Annotated in this window: 14 protein-coding genes and 1 riboswitch; of the genes, 12 read left to right on the plus strand and 2 right to left on the minus strand. The window is 45.3% G+C overall.

The genetic code is table 11. From position 1 onward, the window contains the following. Positions 1-396 precede the first annotated feature (396 nt). Both ABCM67_RS10910 and ABCM67_RS10915 read right to left on the minus strand, forming a co-directional pair. Positions 397-885, minus strand: coding sequence for a Gx transporter family protein (locus tag ABCM67_RS10910; RefSeq protein ID WP_147602668.1), 489 nt, complete (start codon positions 883-885; stop codon positions 397-399). A 115-nt stretch (positions 886-1,000) separates the two neighbouring features. Beyond that, positions 1,001-1,375: a NusG domain II-containing protein gene (locus ABCM67_RS10915; RefSeq protein ID WP_147602667.1), complete on the minus strand. Its 375-nt coding sequence runs from the start codon at positions 1,373-1,375 to the stop codon at positions 1,001-1,003. A gap of 447 nt (positions 1,376-1,822) precedes the next feature. Between ABCM67_RS10915 and ABCM67_RS10920 the strand changes: the two genes are divergently transcribed. From ABCM67_RS10920 to thiC, 12 genes are all read left to right on the plus strand, one after another. Continuing rightward, the gene (locus ABCM67_RS10920) at positions 1,823-2,407 is read left to right on the plus strand and encodes an FMN-binding protein (protein WP_147602666.1); all 585 of its coding nucleotides are present in this window, start codon (positions 1,823-1,825) and stop codon (positions 2,405-2,407) included. After that, positions 2,404-3,177 (plus strand): 4Fe-4S binding protein, encoded by a 774-nt coding sequence (locus ABCM67_RS10925; protein ID WP_147602665.1) that lies wholly within the window; start codon positions 2,404-2,406, stop codon positions 3,175-3,177. The genes ABCM67_RS10920 and ABCM67_RS10925 overlap by 4 nt, the downstream gene beginning before the upstream one ends. Positions 3,178-3,180: 3 nt before the next feature. Then, entirely contained in the window at positions 3,181-4,245 is a 1,065-nt protein-coding gene (locus ABCM67_RS10930) for an FAD:protein FMN transferase (RefSeq protein ID WP_147602664.1), read from the plus strand. 126 nt (positions 4,246-4,371) lie between these two features. Next, positions 4,372-6,648: a penicillin-binding Tp47 domain C-containing protein gene (locus ABCM67_RS10935; protein WP_147602663.1), complete on the plus strand. Its 2,277-nt coding sequence runs from the start codon at positions 4,372-4,374 to the stop codon at positions 6,646-6,648. 143 nt (positions 6,649-6,791) lie between these two features. Then, positions 6,792-8,396, plus strand: a complete 1,605-nt coding sequence (locus ABCM67_RS10940) for an FMN-binding protein (protein WP_342992864.1) — start codon at positions 6,792-6,794, stop codon at positions 8,394-8,396. A 347-nt stretch (positions 8,397-8,743) separates the two neighbouring features. Beyond that, entirely contained in the window at positions 8,744-9,691 is a 948-nt protein-coding gene (locus ABCM67_RS10945) for an L-lactate dehydrogenase (protein WP_015526226.1), read from the plus strand. Between the two features lie 72 nt (positions 9,692-9,763). Then, positions 9,764-11,920 carry a Tex family protein gene (locus ABCM67_RS10950; protein WP_342992865.1) on the plus strand — a complete coding sequence of 719 codons (2,157 nt, stop codon included), beginning with the start codon at positions 9,764-9,766 and terminating at the stop codon, positions 11,918-11,920. Between the two features lie 785 nt (positions 11,921-12,705). Next, positions 12,706-13,569, plus strand: a complete 864-nt coding sequence (locus tag ABCM67_RS10955; RefSeq protein ID WP_022426184.1) for a mechanosensitive ion channel family protein — start codon at positions 12,706-12,708, stop codon at positions 13,567-13,569. A 513-nt stretch (positions 13,570-14,082) separates the two neighbouring features. After that, complete coding sequence (panD, locus tag ABCM67_RS10960) at positions 14,083-14,475, plus strand: aspartate 1-decarboxylase (RefSeq protein ID WP_015526224.1); 393 nt, start codon at positions 14,083-14,085, stop codon at positions 14,473-14,475. Between the two features lie 101 nt (positions 14,476-14,576). Beyond that, positions 14,577-15,416, plus strand: coding sequence for a pantoate--beta-alanine ligase (gene panC / locus ABCM67_RS10965; protein ID WP_022426185.1), 840 nt, complete (start codon positions 14,577-14,579; stop codon positions 15,414-15,416). A gap of 3 nt (positions 15,417-15,419) precedes the next feature. Further along, positions 15,420-16,421: a bile acid:sodium symporter family protein gene (locus ABCM67_RS10970; protein WP_114001791.1), complete on the plus strand. Its 1,002-nt coding sequence runs from the start codon at positions 15,420-15,422 to the stop codon at positions 16,419-16,421. Positions 16,422-16,623: 202 nt separating this feature from the next. Then, positions 16,624-16,732: riboswitch (TPP riboswitch) on the plus strand. Positions 16,733-16,896: 164 nt separating this feature from the next. Further along, the gene (thiC, locus tag ABCM67_RS10975) at positions 16,897-18,201 is read left to right on the plus strand and encodes a phosphomethylpyrimidine synthase ThiC (RefSeq protein ID WP_022426187.1); all 1,305 of its coding nucleotides are present in this window, start codon (positions 16,897-16,899) and stop codon (positions 18,199-18,201) included. Positions 18,202-18,248: the final 47 nt, after the last annotated feature.

Genomic DNA, 18,248 nt, shown 5'->3' on the forward strand with positions numbered 1-18,248 from the left:
AAGCACTCCAAATATCAAAACATTACAGAATGTAACATAAAGAATCATCTACAAAATGTTCTATCTAAATGGCATTGGAGACGGCCTTCGCAACTATGAGTGCTTCCCCTTCTCGCAAATTACCCACTTTCAAAAAGTGAAAACTATAATCCAAAAAAAGCAAACCACCCCAAATTTCCCTCACTTAAAAAGTGAAAATCATAATCCAAAAAAATCAAATCACCCAAAATTTCCCACTTTCAAAAAGTGAAAACTATAATCCCAAAAAAGCAAACCACCCCAAATTTCCCTCACTTAAAAAAGTGAAAATCATAATCCAAAAAAATCAAATCACCCAAAATTTCCCTCACTTTCAAAAAGTAAAAAAATCATAATAAAAAAAGGCCCCCACATTCATTATAGATTCAAAGGAAGTCGTCCCACAACCTCCTTTGTCAACCCACCTATGAGAATCCCCGCCAGGACTCCTGCCACCAGCAGTGCCGGTGCATAAACCATCAAACTCGTATTGCTCACCACGATCATGGCAACGATCAGCTGCCCGATATTATGTGTGACACCACCGGCCACACTGATTCCGATCAGACTGAAGCCGGAATGTTTTTTCAAAAGATCCATCACAGTCAGGCTAAGCGCAGCGCCAGCCAGACTATACAAAATACTGAACAGATTTCCAAACATAAATCCGATCACCAGGATTCTGACAACGGACACGAGAGCCGCTTCTTTTACAGAATATCGGTCCAGTATAAAAAGTACCGCCAGGTTTGCAAGCCCGAGCTTGATACCCGGAATCCCTGTAAATACAGGGACCAGAGACTCCACATATCCAAAAATGATCGCTACTGCGGCAAATAATCCGAGATAAGCTGTTTTTCGTTTCATAAATAAATCCTTTCATTTGTTGCAGGAATATCGTTGCAGAAATAGCACAGACAGAATACCGTCTGTCAGAAAAAACTCTACGGAGAACACGCATTGCGCATATTCTCCGGAAATTTTATGTCACCGCATCAATTTTAGGCGAACTATCCGAATCCGAATCCTCTGCAGTATTTTCCCCTTCTATCACAACCTTATTAGGAAGGCAGATGATGGAACCGCCGTGCTCGTCCACAGCCTTCTGTTTCATACAGTAATGATCCGGGCAGGTTGCTTCGATCATTGTAACTTTTCCATCTTTGATCTCGCAGACATTGGTGTCTCCGATGTGGATGATCTGGTCCTGGGAAAGCGAATAGGTTCCGAATTCTTTTCCGTCAACGGTAATACGGATCGTATTATGGGAACGTTTCCCCGCAATCTGAAAACCAAGCCAGAGAACCCCCGCCAGAATCAGGATCCCGGCAATAAAAATCAATTCTTTTTTCTTCAAAACAAATCTCCATTTCTGTTACAGATTCAGAAAAATCATATCATAATCGAAATTAAAAGGCAAACATAAGTTAATGATATCTAACCATAATTCATACAGCTGTTCCCAACGGAAAGGGAGGAGTGGCGATGATTTTTCTTTTATAAAAGACATAAAACAGAAAAATTCATATTGGAAAAAGTTATAAACTACTAACAAAAGTGTAGACAAGAAAAAAAACAGGTGATATAATACCTAACTGTAAGTTAGCATCGTCTAATTTTATAAAAAAGATTAATCAAAACTAATTTATGTATATGGATAAAAACTATATAATTTATCCAAAAGACAGTTATACGCAGATTACAGGACTGGATCGAGAGCATCTGACGTAGCAATATATGTTCGCATAGCGTGAGTCTGATGCAGCAATTTACAGAATTGTTAAAAATACAAGGGAGAAAAGAGATGAAAAATCTGAATTTTTATATGAGAGTGATCTCCTTACTGCTGGTGATCCTGGCTGTACTTTTTTATAACAGCAGCATGAAAGCCCAGGCAAATGAAAAAGAGATCGCGGCTCTGACAGATAAGGTAGATACACTTCAGGAGCAGCAGAATGAACTTCTCAGTGCGCTGGAGACGAGTTATGTAAATCGTATGCAGAATCAGGCAGCATCTGCAGAATCAGGCAGCAGTGATGACAAAACAACAGACACTTCAGACGGCAATGTATCCGATGCAGACGCAGAGGACACAGCAACCGCAGATTCCGATAATGTATATAAAGATGGAACCTACACAGGAGAAGCTGAGGGATACGGCGGGACCATTCAGGTGGAAGTGACACTTGCCGGTGATGAGATCACATCCATCAACGTAGTCAGCGCCCCAGGTGAGGACAGTGCATATCTTTCACAGGCAGAGAGCGTGATCGATTCCATCCTGAGTGCTCAGAGTACAGATGTGGATACCGTATCCGGAGCAACGTTCAGCTCCACAGGAATCCTGAACGCAGTGGATGCGGCACTTGGAAAGGCGGAAAACTCATGAAAAAAAGACAGCGGGAGGTAAGGCTGATGCGTGCGGGAATACAGCTGGCATTTTTTATTGCCGCCCCGTCTCTGTTTTCTACAGCCTTTGCAGGAATCAAATCGATCTTTCTTGCCATTGCGGCCGGTCAGCCGGTGGAGTGGAATTCCTTTCTGACTGTAACGGCAGTGCTTCTGATCTTTACCTGCTTTTTCGGAAGACATTTCTGCGGATATGCGTGTGCATTCGGATCTTTCGGAGATGCCGTATATGAAGGCTTTTCCTGGATCCGGATGAAATGCTTTCACAAAAAAAAGAAACCGGCTCTTTCCGAAAAAATGGTTCACGGGTTTCAGAAAGTTAAATATATCGTACTGGCACTGATCCTGCTTTCCTGCCTTACAGGTGTATACGGAAAGCTTACGGGAACCAGCCCGTGGGATGTTTTTTCCATGCTCACGGCAGGACGGCTCCCGAACAGCAAATATCTGGTGGGAATTGTGCTCCTGGTGCTGATCATTGTGGGAATGTGTACACAGGAAAGGTTTTTCTGCCAGTTTCTCTGTCCCATGGGAGCGGTTTTTGCATTAATGCCAATCCTTCCGGGCGCACTGTTTCGGAGAAACCGTGAGAAATGTCCGCCGAAATGTGGTCTCTGTAAAAAAAGATGTCCGGCTCATCTGGATATCGACGGCGACACAGGCAGATCCGGCGAATGTCTTTGCTGTCACGCATGTGCCGCAGCCTGCCCGAGAAAAAATATTCATATTGGAACAATTGAGGAAAAATGATCTATGAGATATCAGGCTCTGAAAAAGAAAACTTTTCTGGCAGCAGTTACATTTACAGGAATTGCGGTGTTGTTTCCTGTGCTGTGCATGGCCGCTTCGGAAAATGATGTACAGACATATACCGATACAGATTTTGCAATGGATACTGTGGTATCAGAAACACTCTATACCACAGGTGACGATATAAACAGTAAGCTGACAGCTGTGCTGACAGATGTGGAGACGAACCTTCTTTCCTGGACCAATGAGAAGTCCCAGATCTATAAGGTGAATGCAGACAGCGGAAAAGATACGGAGATTTCCGACGAGCTTTCCGGATACCTGAAACGTCTTCTGAAGATCGCAGAGGATTCTGACGGAGCCTTTGACCCAACCATCGGGAAGCTGATCCGCCTGTGGGATATTGGAGGGGAAAACCAGAAAATTCCGGAAGAAGCAGAAATTAAGAATGTTCTGAAGGATTCCGGATATCAGAAGATTTTTCTTGACGGAAATACGGTCCACATGGAGGAGGGCTGTTCTCTGGATCTTGGAGCAGCGGGAAAGGGTATTGGCTGTGACCTGATCCTTAAAGAACTGGAAACAAAGAAGGATGTAACAGCAGCACTTATGAATCTGGGAGGAAGCAGTGTCATGACCTACGGAAGCAAGCCGGATGGTTCTTCCTGGAATGTGGCGGTGACAGATCCCAGAGCTGAAAATGAGGATGACTATCTTGGTGTGGTTGCCTTAAATGGTACAGAATTTCTTTCCACATCCGGAGATTATGAGAAATATTTTATCGAAAATGCTGTAAGGTATCACCACATTATGGACCCGTCTACCGGCTATCCGGCAGAAAGCGGAGTGACCGGGGTAACGGTAGTCTGTGACTCAGGTCTGGAGGCAGATGCGCTTTCCACAGCATGTTTTGTGCTGGGGGTGGAAAAAGGGACACAGCTGTTGAAAGCTTACGGTGCAGACGGACTTTTTGTGGATGAAGACCATCATGTGTATCTCACTGAGGGGATGAAGGAGCGGTTCAGCCTGCTTGCGGATTCCTATAGTGTGGAGGATATTGCAGAGTGAAGCTGATCTCCCGGCGATCCGGTTTATGACTGTTTGGCAGAGGGGAATGCTCATATCCGCAGTACTTGCGATAGTAAACCTGGAAAGGGTTCTATAAATATATCATATTTTTAGGAGGAATAAGCAATGCAGAAGTGGAATCTATTGAAAAAAACAGCTCCATGCATTTTAAGTCTTGCAGTGGCAGCAACAACCTTTCCGACCGCTGTAATGGCATCTGATCTTGATGCAGCCGTGGTTTCCGAGGCAGAGGCAGGAGATACGGAGAATTTTAGCACAGAGGAAACGGCAGAGGATACTGAAGCTGTAGCAGAAGAAGCTATAGAGGATGCTGCAGACATAACAGAAGAAGCAGCAGAGGATGTAGCAGTACCAGAAGCTGCTGCAGACGAGACAGAGGATATCCAGCAGGAAGATACAGAAGCTGTCGAGACTCTGGATGAGACAGCAGAGGAAGCAGACCCGTTCTCTACAGGGGAAGAGGATTTCACAGAAGGCGATGAAGTGGCGGAAGCATTTTCCGATTCTGACCAGCTGACAGGCGAGTATCAGTACGTATATGCAGGACTTACCTGGGGTGAGTACTGGGCAGCAGAAGGCGTATATGCAGCTGGAGATACAAGCTCTTCAGAAGAGAAGGATTCACATAGTGAGTTTGATACAGGAGCTTTTGATACAGTAACAAGAGCGACTGCAAATCATGGACTCCACAGAGGAAGCTATCAGACAGAAGCTACGATCATTGCTGAAGACGGAACCAGATTCGACGTATCCTACTGGGAGGATAAAGGAAGCACACTTTATCTTACAGACGGTTCCAAGGTAAAATGGAACAGAGGCAGTATAACAACAGAAGATGGAAAAACCTATACGATGGATCATTATGAGATATATGGTCTGAAATATGTCCCGGTAGCAGTTAAGACCGCAGATTTTGCAGATTTCTGCAAAAAGTATAATGTTGTACAGGATGGAGCTGTGCTCTCCGGAGGATACAGTGAAAACAATCTCCAGTATTATAAAGGCCTTGTGGCAGACGTAAATGCACAGACAAATGGTCTGAAATATGCGGAGAAAAATGGTGACGGCTTTACATTTACAGCAAGAAAATCAGACGGAACAGCTTCCGGTATCAAGGATCAGGCGTTAAAAACAGCAACAGAGATCAAGCCGAGTGTAAAAGCAGCAAGCGGAAGCTACGGCGAATTTCTCCGTGTGGATCTCAATGGAAATTATGGCGATCTTGGTGCAAATATGCAGGCTGTACGCTGGGATTATTATGGAGATGATTCCACATATACGAAATGCCTCGCTTCTTATGGAACCAAGTTTGCCGCAGATAACTGGATGCATAAAGCAATGGGAATCCAGCTTGGACTTACAAAATCTGCACGCTGCAAGCTTCCGGGAGGAACAGACGGAACAGGATACTGGAAACTGACAGTGTATGCTCTTGGATATAATGACTATACCTACAGCTTCCAGGCAACTGCAGAGAATATCGTAAATCCTACAATGGAGCCGACTGATTTTACAAGTCTTAAAACAGAAGTGGAAGCTGCAAAGGCTCTGGCAGAGGCAGATTACACAATTGCAACCTGGAAGTCCTTTGCCGGTGAGCTTCAGGAAGCAGAAGACATTCTTGCAAAAACAGATGCAAGTCAGGCTGAGGTAAATGAAGCACTTGAACATCTTCAGGGAGCAGAGAAAGAGCTTCAGAAGGTAACAGTTACACTTGATAAGACAGCAGCAGCTGTATATACAGGAAAAACAACGACTCTTAAGGCAACAACAAATGACAGCGATGCAACAGTGACATTTAAGTCCGGCAACACAAAGGTTGCAACAGTAAGCAGCAAGGGTGTTGTTAAAGGCGTAAAAGCCGGAACAGCAGTTATCACAGCAAAGGTCGGAAATGCCACAGCAACCTGCAAGGTAACAATAAAAGCTTCTACAATTAAATTTGCAAAGGCTTCCGTAACGATCTACAAAGGAAAAACAGCAACTGTAAAAGCAACTGCAACACCATCTGCAACTGTAAAATACACAAGCAGCAACACAAAGGTTGCAACCGTAAACAGTAAAACAGGTGTTGTAAAAGGAATCAAAGCAGGAACCGTTACGATTACAGCAAAGGCAGGAGCCCTGAAGACAACCTGCAAAGTAGTTGTCAAGAATCCTGCATTCAGTCTTGTAAAATCTTCTGCAACGATCAAAAAAGGTAAAACAACAACCATCAGATCCAAAGCAACACCTGCAGGCAAGGTTACATATACAAGCAGCAATAAAAAAGTTGCAGCTGTAAACAGCAAGGGTGTTGTAAAGGGAATCAAAAAAGGTAAAGCAACGATCATAGTGAAATGCAACGGAATTACAAAGAAATTTGTGGTAACAGTTAAATAATTTCACTGTTGAACCGAATGTGAGCACAGATATCCGGGAGCCTCTGCCGTAGACATAGAGCAATGTCTGCGGCAGAGGTCTGCTGATTTCTGAAGAACAATGTCTGACAGAGGCCGCAAGAAAAGAGGAGAGAGTAAGGAAGCATGGAAAAAGATCTGAAAGATAAAAAGCAGGAGGAAAAAAATACTCCGAAGATACCCTGGACCAAGCTGGTCCCTGCAGCTGCTGTGATTGCGGCGCTTGTGTTTTCAGGCATAAAGGCGAAGGGCTCTGATGGAGAGACAGAAGCAGTCGGGCAAGCAGAGACGACCGTAATGTCTGCTTCAGAGCTGGAAAAATATCTCGGGTATGAAAAAGAAAATACTGTTTTTGACAGCACAACTGCCACAGCTGAGAAAAACAGTACAACAAAAAAGAAAAGCTCATCGAAAAAAAGTGCAAAAAAAACAGCAGCGAAAAAAAGCTCAGGTACAAGAACGGTTTCCGAATCTGCAAAAAGCAATTCCGGCGCCGCAGGACAGGGAACCACGCAGACACCGGTAGCAAGCGTTCCGGCAGATGGATATAAGGACGGTACGTATGAAGGAAGCGGAACCGGATTTGGCGGGACGATTCGCGTGAGAGTAACAATCAGCGGTGGAAAGATTGCGGCTATAGATATTCTGGAGGCATCTGGAGAAACCGCGTCGTATTTTGCGTCAGCTCAGGGTGTGATCAGCAGGATGATCGCCGGAAATACACCGAATGTAGATGCAGTAAGTGGAGCAACCTATTCCTCCAACGGAATCATCCAGGCAGTTCAGAATGCCCTCTCCCAGGCAGCGGCAGATGGAAACAGCCAGCAGGTCACCCCTACACCTGCAGCAACTGCTTTACCAACTCCGACATCAGCTCCGTCACCTACAAAAAAACCATCTCCTACAAAGAAACCGGAAGATCCGGACAGTCCCCAAAAATATCTGGATGGTAAATATACAGCTTCGGCAAAGGGCTTCAATGGAGACGTGAAAGTAATTGTGACCATCAAGGATGGAGTGATCCAAGCTCTGAAACAGGAAAATACGGACACGGAGCAGTTTTTTGAAAAAGCATGGAGCGTGCTGGAGGAACAGATCATTGGTACGGATTCTGTAGATGATATTGATGCAGTCAGCGGAGCAACCTATTCCTCCAACGGAATTCTCAACGCTGTAAAAAAAGCTCTTAAAGAAGCGATCAATCCGGAGTATGGAAAGAAACCGACACCAACTCCGACAAAGAAACCGACACCAAAGCCAACAGCCACACCGAAACCTACGGCAACGCCGAAACCAACAGCCACACCGAAGCCAACAGAGACGCCGGCAGCAACCCCGACGCCGGAGCCGGACGACCCGGATGTGACGCCGGTTCCTGAAAAACCCAATGTAACTCCAACACCAGGGACAGATGAGCCGGATGCAACACCGGAGCCAACGGAAGCACCGGAACCGGTGGGAATGTACAGAGATGGAACGTATACAGGCTCGGCTTTTGGATATGGAGGAAAAACATATCTGATAATTACGATCTCAGGAGGCCAGATCGTATCCATTGAGCAGACAAATCAGGATACACCGGAATTTTTTGATCCTGCATGGAGCACGATCTATTCTCAGATCATGGCAAACCAGTCGGCGGATGGAATCGATACTGTCAGCGGAGCCACATATTCTTCCGAAGGGATCCTGGACGCTGCACAAAAAGCCCTTACCCAGGCAAAGAATTAACCGGGTGAACGTTGGAGCAGCTATAAACATCTGAATCTAAGCCAATAATAAGAGGTGAAAGAAACCTCTGGACTTCTTGATTTTTTTTGAAGTTCAGAGGTTTTTTGCTAGGTTTCTGAAATTGCTTCTATAAATCGATAAAAAAATAACAGGAATGTATACAGAATAATAGGGAAAATATCAGAAAATATAATCGGTTTAAATAATTTGAAATACAAATTAGCGGGAATTAACCTGAGAAATACAATAAAATTTTTATTGCACAGGGCAATGTTTTATGTTATGTTTGAATGTGTGTAATTAAAGTTGTTATTAAAATGACAAACAACGCTGAAAGGAGAACAAATATGAGCAGTAAAATTACGATCATCGGAGCAGGAAGTGTAGGAGCAACTATCGCTTATACCTTATCACAGAGGAGTATTGCATCAGAGATTGTTCTGATCGATATTAACAAAGATAAGGCTGAAGGTGAGGTTATGGATATTGAGCAGGGAACCAGTTTCCGTGAGCCGATCTCCATCGTGGCAGGAGATTACCCGGATGCTGTAGATTCTGACATTGTGATCATCACTTCCGGTATTGCCAGAAAACCGGGACAGACTCGCATCGAGCTGACACAGACCAACGTCAACATTATGAAGAGTATTACTCCGGAGATCGTAAAGGTGGCTCCCAAAGCGCTTTATATTATCGTAAGTAATCCATGTGATATTATGACTTATGCATTTGCAAAGCTTTCCGGACTGCCGGAAAATCAGATCCTTGGTTCCGGAACCGCCCTGGATACGGCCCGTCTCCGCTGCAGACTTTCTCAGCACTACGGTGTATCTGAGAAAAACATCCACGCCTATGTATTCGGAGAGCATGGAGATACTTCCTTTGTACCGTGGTCCAGAGCCTTTGTTGCAGGTGCGACCCTTGATGAGTTTGACAAGATCGTTCATGAGGATCAGAAAGATCTGCAACCACTTGACAGAGAAGAGGTTCTGGAGTATGTTCATACTTCAGGATCAACTGTGATCGCCAAGAAGGGTGCTACATTTTATGCGGTAGCCGTATCTGTTTGCAGACTTTGCTCGCTTCTTCTTGCAGCATCTGATACAATAGTCAGTGTATCAACCATGCTTCACGGAGAGTACGGTGTTGAAGACGTATGTCTTAGTACCATGGCTTCTATCGGACCGGAAGGTGTAAAACGTATCGTTCGTGTTCCGCTGACCGAGGAGGAGACAGAGAAGCTTCATGCAAGCGCCAATGCTCTGAAGGACGTGATCGCACAGATTGATCTTTGATAAATGTCAGAAGCTGTGTAAAGAGGAAAAAGCAGCCTCAGGCAAATTTGAAACAACGGGAGAAAGATAAAAATGGATATTATTCAGGTAATTACCAGAGAATTGAACGTTGAGAAATGGCAGGTCGAGGCAGCGGTTAAGCTGATCGATGAAGGCTGCACCATTCCTTTTATTTCCAGATACCGTAAGGAAGCAACCGGTACACTGAACGATGAACAGCTTCGTAATCTTAATGAGAGACTTACTTATTTAAGAAATCTTGAGGATAAAAAGGCTCAGGTTCTGGGCAGCATCGAGGAGCAGGGCAAGCTGACTCCGGAGCTGAAGAAACAGATCGAGGCAGCGCAGACACTCGTTGTGGTAGAGGATCTTTACCGTCCGTACCGCCCGAAGCGCCGTACACGTGCCATCATCGCCAGGGAAAAAGGTCTGGGACCTCTGGCCGACATCATCCTTCTCCAGATGACGAAGAAACCTCTTGAAGAAGAGGCAAAAGCATTTCTTTCTGAGGAAAAAGAAGTCAAAACTGTGGAAGAGGCCATCAGCGGTGCCAGAGATATCATTGCAGAACATATTTCTGATGAAGCAGATTATCGTATCAGTATCCGTAAGAGAACAATGGATAAGGGAACTATATGTTCCACCGCAAGAGATGAGAAGGAGCAGTCTGTATACGAGATGTATTATGACTTTGAGGAGCCGGTGAAAAAGCTTGCAGGTCATCGTGTCCTTGCTCTGAACCGTGGTGAGAAAGAGAAATTTCTTACTGTGAAGATCCTTGCACCTGAGGAAGAGATCATCCGTTATCTTGAAAAACAGGTGATCGTCCGCGATAATCCATACACTACACCGGTTCTGAAAGAAGCCATTGAGGACAGCTATAAACGTCTCATCGGACCGGCTATTGAGCGTGAGATCCGAAGCGCCCTTACAGAGGCAGCAGAGGACGGTGCCATCCATGTCTTTGGCAAAAATCTGGAGCAGCTTCTCATGCAGCCTCCAATTGCAGGACAGGTAGTTCTTGGCTGGGACCCTGCCTTCCGTACCGGATGCAAGCTGGCAGTGGTAGATCCTACCGGAAAGGTTCTGGATACCACAGTTATTTATCCCACAGCACCAACCAATGAGACCAAGATCCGTGCCGCAAAGGAAACCCTGAAAAATCTTATCAGCAAATATCATGTGACACTGATCTCTGTAGGAAACGGAACGGCATCCAGAGAATCCGAGCAGATCATCGTGGAGCTTCTTAAGGAAATCCCTGAAAAGGTCCAGTATGTTATCACCAACGAGGCAGGTGCTTCTGTATATTCCGCAAGCAAGCTTGCTACGGAAGAATTCCCGAATTTCGATGTTGGACAGAGAAGCGCCGCATCCATCGCAAGACGTGTACAGGATCCGCTTGCAGAGCTTGTAAAGATCGATCCGAAATCCATCGGTGTCGGTCAGTATCAGCATGATATGAACCAGAAAAAGCTGGGAGAAGCCCTTAACGGCGTTGTGGAAGATTGTGTAAACAAGGTCGGAGTGGATCTGAATACTGCATCTGCATCCCTTCTGGAGTATATTTCCGGAATCAGCAAGGCCATCGCAAAGAATATCGTAGCCTACCGTGAGGAAAACGGCCGTTTCCAGACAAGAAGAGAGCTTCTTAAGGTTGCCAAGCTTGGTCCGAAAGCCTTTGAGCAGTGTGCAGGTTTCACACGGATCACAGGAGGCAAAAATCCTCTGGACGCAACCAGTGTCCATCCGGAAAGCTATGACGCAGCAAAAAAACTCCTGGAAAAGCTGGGCTACACACCGGAAGATGTGGCAGAGCGTAAGCTTACCGGTATTTCCAGACAGATCCGCGATTACGGAAAACTGGCAAAGGAGCTGGAGATCGGAGAGCCAACCTTACGTGATATCGTAAAGGAACTGGAAAAACCTGCCAGAGATCCACGTGACGAGATGCCGAAACCGATCCTCCGTACCGATGTCCTGGATATGAAGGACCTGAAAGAAGGCATGGTCCTCAAGGGAACTGTCCGCAATGTTATTGACTTCGGTGCTTTTGTGGATATCGGTGTGCATCAGGATGGCCTGGTCCATATTTCCGAGATGAGCGAGAAATTCATCAAACATCCGCTGGAAGCAGTCAGTGTGGGAGATATCGTGGATGTCCGTGTTCTTGGGGTTGATATGAAGAAAAAACGTATCAGCCTTTCCATGAAGGGAATCAGTAAATAAAGAGAAAATCCGAGACATACCGCGCGAATTTATGCGATCAGCATAAATTCTGTGCATCGCCAGGCGTGTTACTGAGAACAGAGTGAACAGTAATGTATATTCAGCAGCATTCTGCGGCGGATTACCGGACAGATATACAATAAAGCTATAACAGAAATACAGCAGTGGTTTATACCCTATACTTTATAGAACCGGAGAAATCAGGTTTACAGGGAAAAACCACTGCTGTATTATTATATTACCAGATGCGGATTATAGGGAATGTTTACATCAGGAATACATAGATCGATCCGCATATGTATATCGAATGATCGATCAGACAAGAGGGATACATATGTAATCAGAAATGTCAACAAATGTGAGTAAATACACTCAAAGGTGTTTAAAATCCAAAACACTAGTTGGTAACTTAAAACTACTGGAATTACAGGAAATGAACCAGTGCAAGTTGAAACAGCCTTGCTAACTATAGGGTAGAACCTTGATGGTTGTAATTGAGTAATGGTATAAGTCTACGAAAACCAAGTAGCAAAGAAAAACAAATATTAAGAAAGGAAAAGCTATTTAGATGAAGTCTGTATAATGTCATATACAAGACTATACAGATATGTACCGATGGCTTAGTCGGGAATTTACGACTGTGGAGTGTACAAGAACTTGTGAGTAGATTGATATTTATATCATCAAAAGCATATACGTTGAAGCAGTAACTACAAATCGTGAGATTGTAGTAAATCATCTAGCATATACACATATGTATATGTTTTTAGTAGCAGGGATTATATTTGGATAGTACTGTACAGACCGTGCAGGAGGTCGGAAATCAGGTAAGCCAGTACAGGCAGATGTTTGAAAATTATCTGCCGGACATCACGAAATTCGGAATCAAGGTTGTTCTGGCTATTGTTGCTTTCTGGGTAGGAAGCACGGTAATTAAATGGATCGTAAAGTTTGTGAGGAAATCACTGACAAAATCCAGGCTGGATACAGGAGTGGCACAGTTCATGTCCTCACTGGTCAAGATCATACTTTACATACTCCTGATCTTTAACATATCCACAAGTTTTGGAGTAAAGGAATCATCTCTGGCAGCACTTCTCGGAACTGCAGGTGTTACTATGGGTCTTGCCCTCCAGGGCGGACTTGCCAACCTGGCAGGAGGTATGATGCTTCTTCTGTTCAAGCCTTTCCAGGTAGGGGATTACATCATCGTTAACGGACAGGACGGAAGCGAGGGAACGGTAGCCAAGGTCGAGATCTGTTATACAACGCTGTTATCCATTGATAACAAGCACATCGTGATCCCGAACGGTACTCTTTCCAATGTGACCATCACCAACGTAACAGCAAGGGATCAGCGAAGGCTGGAGATCAAAGTGGGGATCTCTTACAATGCAGATATCCAGAAGGCCAAGGATATCCTGGAAGATATCCTCACCGAGGATCCGGATACAAGAGAAGACGAAGAGATGGTGGTATTCGTAGACGAGCTGGCAGAAAGCTCTGTGATCATGGGCTTTCGTGTCTGGGTAGATACCGACCGCTACTGGGCAGCCAGATGGAGATTGAACCAGAGGATCAAGGAAGATTTTGATTATTATGGAATTGAGATTCCTTATAATCAGCTGGATGTGCATATCCATAAATAATGTGCATAAAGGAAGAAAGCTAAAGCCCTTTCACATGGCAGAGAAATTGCTGTGTGGGAGGGCTTTTTTGGTGAAAGTAACTGGTTTTGAGATTATTACTGCCATTCACGATAATAGAGAATATGAAAATTATTGACAAACCAGTGTCGGGGTGCAATAATACCCCACAGAGATAGTATTTGGACTCAAAACTATACTCTGGCTGAAATCACTGGAATCTTATATAAAAATAGCCAGCCGGAACCCGGGATCGGGAACGGACGGATATATGAAAATTATAAAAGATACGAGCCTGTATCGATGATAACGAAGGCGTTACAACAGTTATGGGAATTTTGAGCAACTGTTGAAGAGCATGCTTTTCGTGTATAAAAAACAGGACTCAATATACAGGGAATCAATCAGAAGCGTTTCAGGGTCGAAGTGTACCCCGAGACGTTTTTTTATTAAATACGGAAGCGGATGTTTTTATCCACTTGAAAGTTATTCCCTGCAGGAAAGGACTTATATAAGATGACAATAGAGATGTTAAAAGGAAAGATCCACAGAGCAACCGTTGTCCAGGCGGAACTGGATTATGTAGGAAGTATCACTGTGGATGAGGAACTGCTGGAAGCTGCCGGGATACTGGAATATGAGAAGGTCCAGATCGTAGATGTGAACAACGGCAGCCGTTTCGAGACATACACCATTTGTGGAGAACGCGGAAGCGGTATGATCTGCCTGAACGGAGCAGCAGCAAGATGTGTAAGCACCGGTGACAAGATCATCATCATGGCTTACGCACAGTACGAGCAGGAAGAAGCCCGTACTCACAAGCCTGCAGTTGTATTTGTAGATGAAGAGAACAGGATCAGCAGAGTGACCAATTATGAGAAACACGGACTGCTGAAGGATATGGCCTGACGCAGATCAGGAAGATAATAAGACGAAGGTGAATTCAGAAAAGAGGCTATCTCGAATCTATTAAGAAAACCGGTTTCGGAACCGGAAAAGAGGAGAGCACAATGCAGGTAACAAAAACAGTAGAAGAAACAAGAAAACAGATTAAAGCGTGGAAAAAAGAAGGAAAAACAGTAGGCCTTGTGCCAACCATGGGATTTCTCCATGAGGGACACGCAAGCCTGATCAAAAAATGCAGAGAGCAGAATGATATCGTAGTGGTATCCGATTTCGTCAATCCTACACAGTTCGGTCCTACCGAGGATCTGGAAGCCTACCCGAGAGACTTTGAGCGTGACAGCAAACTCTGCGAAAGCCTGGGAGCAGACCTGATCTTCTGCCCGGAGCCTTCCGAGATGTATCATGATCCCCACGCATTTGTAAGTATAGATACTCTGTCAGAGACACTTTGCGGAAAAACACGTCCGATCCATTTCAAAGGTGTGTGTACCGTTGTGACCAAGCTGTTCCACATTGTGGCACCGGACAGAGCATATTTCGGACAGAAAGACGCACAGCAGCTGGCCATCATCCGCAAGATGGTGCGTGATCTGAACTTCGATATTGAGATCGTAGGCTGTCCGATCATCCGTGAGGAGGACGGACTTGCAAAATCCTCCAGAAATACATACTTAAGCCCTGAAGAGAGAAAAGCAGCTCTTTGCCTGTCAAAGGCAGTAAAAGCCGGACAGGAAGCCATTCACGCAGGAATCCCGGCAGAAGAGCTTCTCGGAAAAATGCGAGCAGTGATCGAAGCAGAGCCTCTGGCAAAGATTGATTATGTATCCATGGTAGATGCACTTACCATGCAGCCGGTGGAAAAAGCTGACCGCAGCGTTCTTGTAGCAATGGCTGTTTACATCGGAAAAACAAGATTGATCGACAACTTCAGCTACGAGGTATAATGTATGGGGAAAGTTTTAAAGAAAATCGGAATTATCAGCAGCCTTGCATCCAGATATATCGGGATCATTATCATCGCTTTTTCCTGCCTGGCTTTTTTCTGGCGTGACGGATTTTCCTGGATGACGAACTATACGTCAGTATTTCTGGGAGTGATCATGTTTGGTATGGGCCTGACCATAAAGCTGGATGACTTCCGGGCAATTTTTTCCAGACCCAAAGAAGTGGTGATCGGTGCAGTGGCTCAGTATACCATTATGCCGGTGATCGCTTGGCTTCTGTGTAAAGTGATGAACCTTCCGGCAGATCTGGCGCTGGGAGTGATCCTGGTGGGATGCTGTCCGGGCGGAACAGCCAGCAATGTGATCACCTATATCGCAGGTGGCGATGTGGCGCTTTCTGTGGGAATGACCATAGTTTCCACATTGGCAGCACCGTTGATGACACCGTTTCTTGTATATGTTCTGGCAGGAGCCTGGGTGGAAGTATCCTTCTGGGCCATGGTGCTTTCTGTGGTAAAGGTAATTCTGATCCCGGTTCTCCTGGGAGTTTTTCTTCGGAGCCTTGCGGGAGAGCATGTGGATAAGGTATCCGATGTTATGCCGCTGGTGTCGGTTGTAGCTATTGTTATGATCATCGGAGGAATTGTGGCTGTAAATGCAGAGAAGATCGTAAGCTGTGGAGTTCTGGTGCTTGGAGTAGTGGCGATCCACAATTTCTGTGGTATGATGCTGGGATTTCTGGCTGCAAAAATCTTCCATGTGGAGTATTCCAGAACAACAGCTATAGCTATAGAGGTAGGCATGCAGAACAGTGGCCTTGCTGTCTCACTGGCAGCAGCTAATTTTGCAGCCAATCCGCTTGCAACACTTCCGGGCGCGATCTTCAGTGTATGGCACAATATTGCGGGTTCCATTTTTGCGGGGATCCGCCGTGCAGGTGCAGAAAACCTTGCAGAGATTGACCGGATCAGGGAAATCGACTGCTGTAATTGCGAAAAGCAATAAGCAGTGAATGCGGATTGCGGATATCCTCCTGACGGGGAACAGCAAAGCTGTGGAAGAATGTCTGTAAAGAAAGATCCCGGGGAGTTTGAGAGATAAAATGGCAGATTATGTCGAAAGAAAAAGTCATAAAATGCAGAATTGTGGTTTACAAATTTTAGCCGGTATACTATAATAGCCACATGGACGAACAAACGTCCCCAACATATGAAAACCGGGGGGCCCGCTGAAGCGAGCTGAGAGTAGACTGTAAATGTCTTGACCCATAACCTGATTTGGATAATGCCAACGTAGGGACATATGCACGAAGGATTCTTAAAGACACAGAAGATCAGAGAGTACAGAAGAGATCAGAAGTACAGAAGATTTTCATTAAGTACGTAAGATTAAGAGCCGGTTGCCGTGATGCGTATGCGTTGCAGCAGCCGGTTTTTTGTTGTATAAACACAAAGAATTTATGGAAGGAGATTTTTTTTACATGAGAAATTACAGTACACAGATGGAGGCAGCCCGTAAAGGCATCATCACACCTGAGCTTGAGATCGTAGCTAAGAAGGAACGCATGACAACAGAGGAACTGCTTCCGCTGGTAGCCTCCGGTAAGGTGGCGATCTGTGCAAATAAAAATCACAAATGTATCGATCCGGAGGGCGTAGGTTCCATGCTCCGCACCAAGATCAATGTAAACCTTGGTGTATCCAGAGACTGCAAGGACTACGATGTAGAGATGCAGAAAGTAATGGAAGCTGTAAACATGGGCGCCCATGCTATCATGGATCTTTCTTCCCACGGAAATACCATTCCGTTCCGACGCAAGCTGACATCCGAGTGTCCGGCCATGATCGGAACCGTTCCGGTTTATGATTCCGTTATCCACTATCAGAGAGATCTTGATACGCTGACAGCTAAAGATTTTATCGATGTAGTCAGACTCCATGCACAGGATGGTGTTGACTTTGTAACTCTTCACTGTGGAATCACAAGAAAGACCATCGATCAGATCCGTAATCACAAGAGAAAAATGAATATCGTTTCCAGAGGAGGATCTCTTGTATTTGCATGGATGTGCATGACCGGTGAGGAGAATCCGTTCTATGAATACTACGACGAAATCCTGGATATCTGCCGCGAGTATGATGTGACCATCTCCCTTGGAGATGCCTGCCGTCCGGGATGTCTGGCTGACGCAACAGACGTATGCCAGATCGAGGAGCTTGTACGTCTTGGCGAGCTGACCAAACGTGCATGGGAAAAGGACGTTCAGGTTATGGTTGAGGGACCGGGACATGTGCCGCTTGATCAGGTTGAGGCAAATATGAAAGTACAGCAGTCCATCTGTCAGGGTGCACCGTTCTATGTATTAGGACCTATCGTAACTGACGTTGCACCGGGATATGACCACATCACATCCGCGATCGGCGGAGCAGTAGCTGCTATGTCCGGAGCAGCATTCCTCTGCTATGTAACACCGGCCGAGCACCTTGCACTTCCGAATCTTGAGGACGTAAAACAGGGAATCATGGCATCCAAGATCGCAGCTCATGCAGCAGACATTGCCAAAGGTGTCCGCGGTGCCCGTGAGATCGATGACAAGATGGCAGATGCCAGAAGAAAGCTTGACTGGGAGGCACAGTGGGAATGCGCCATGGATCCGGAAACAGCAAAACGTATCTGGAACGAGCGCAAACCGGAGCATGATGATACCTGCTCCATGTGTGGTAAATTCTGCGCAGTACGAAGCATGAACAAGGCACTTGCAGGAGAGCATATCGATATTCTGTAAGAATACAGAATGCATATGAGCATGCAGCATCACAGTAGAACGTGGTG

This window comes from Blautia sp. 2227st1_G12_2227SCRN_220401, assembly GCF_039062885.1.
GTDB lineage: Bacteria > Bacillota > Clostridia > Lachnospirales > Lachnospiraceae > Blautia_A > Blautia_A fusiformis.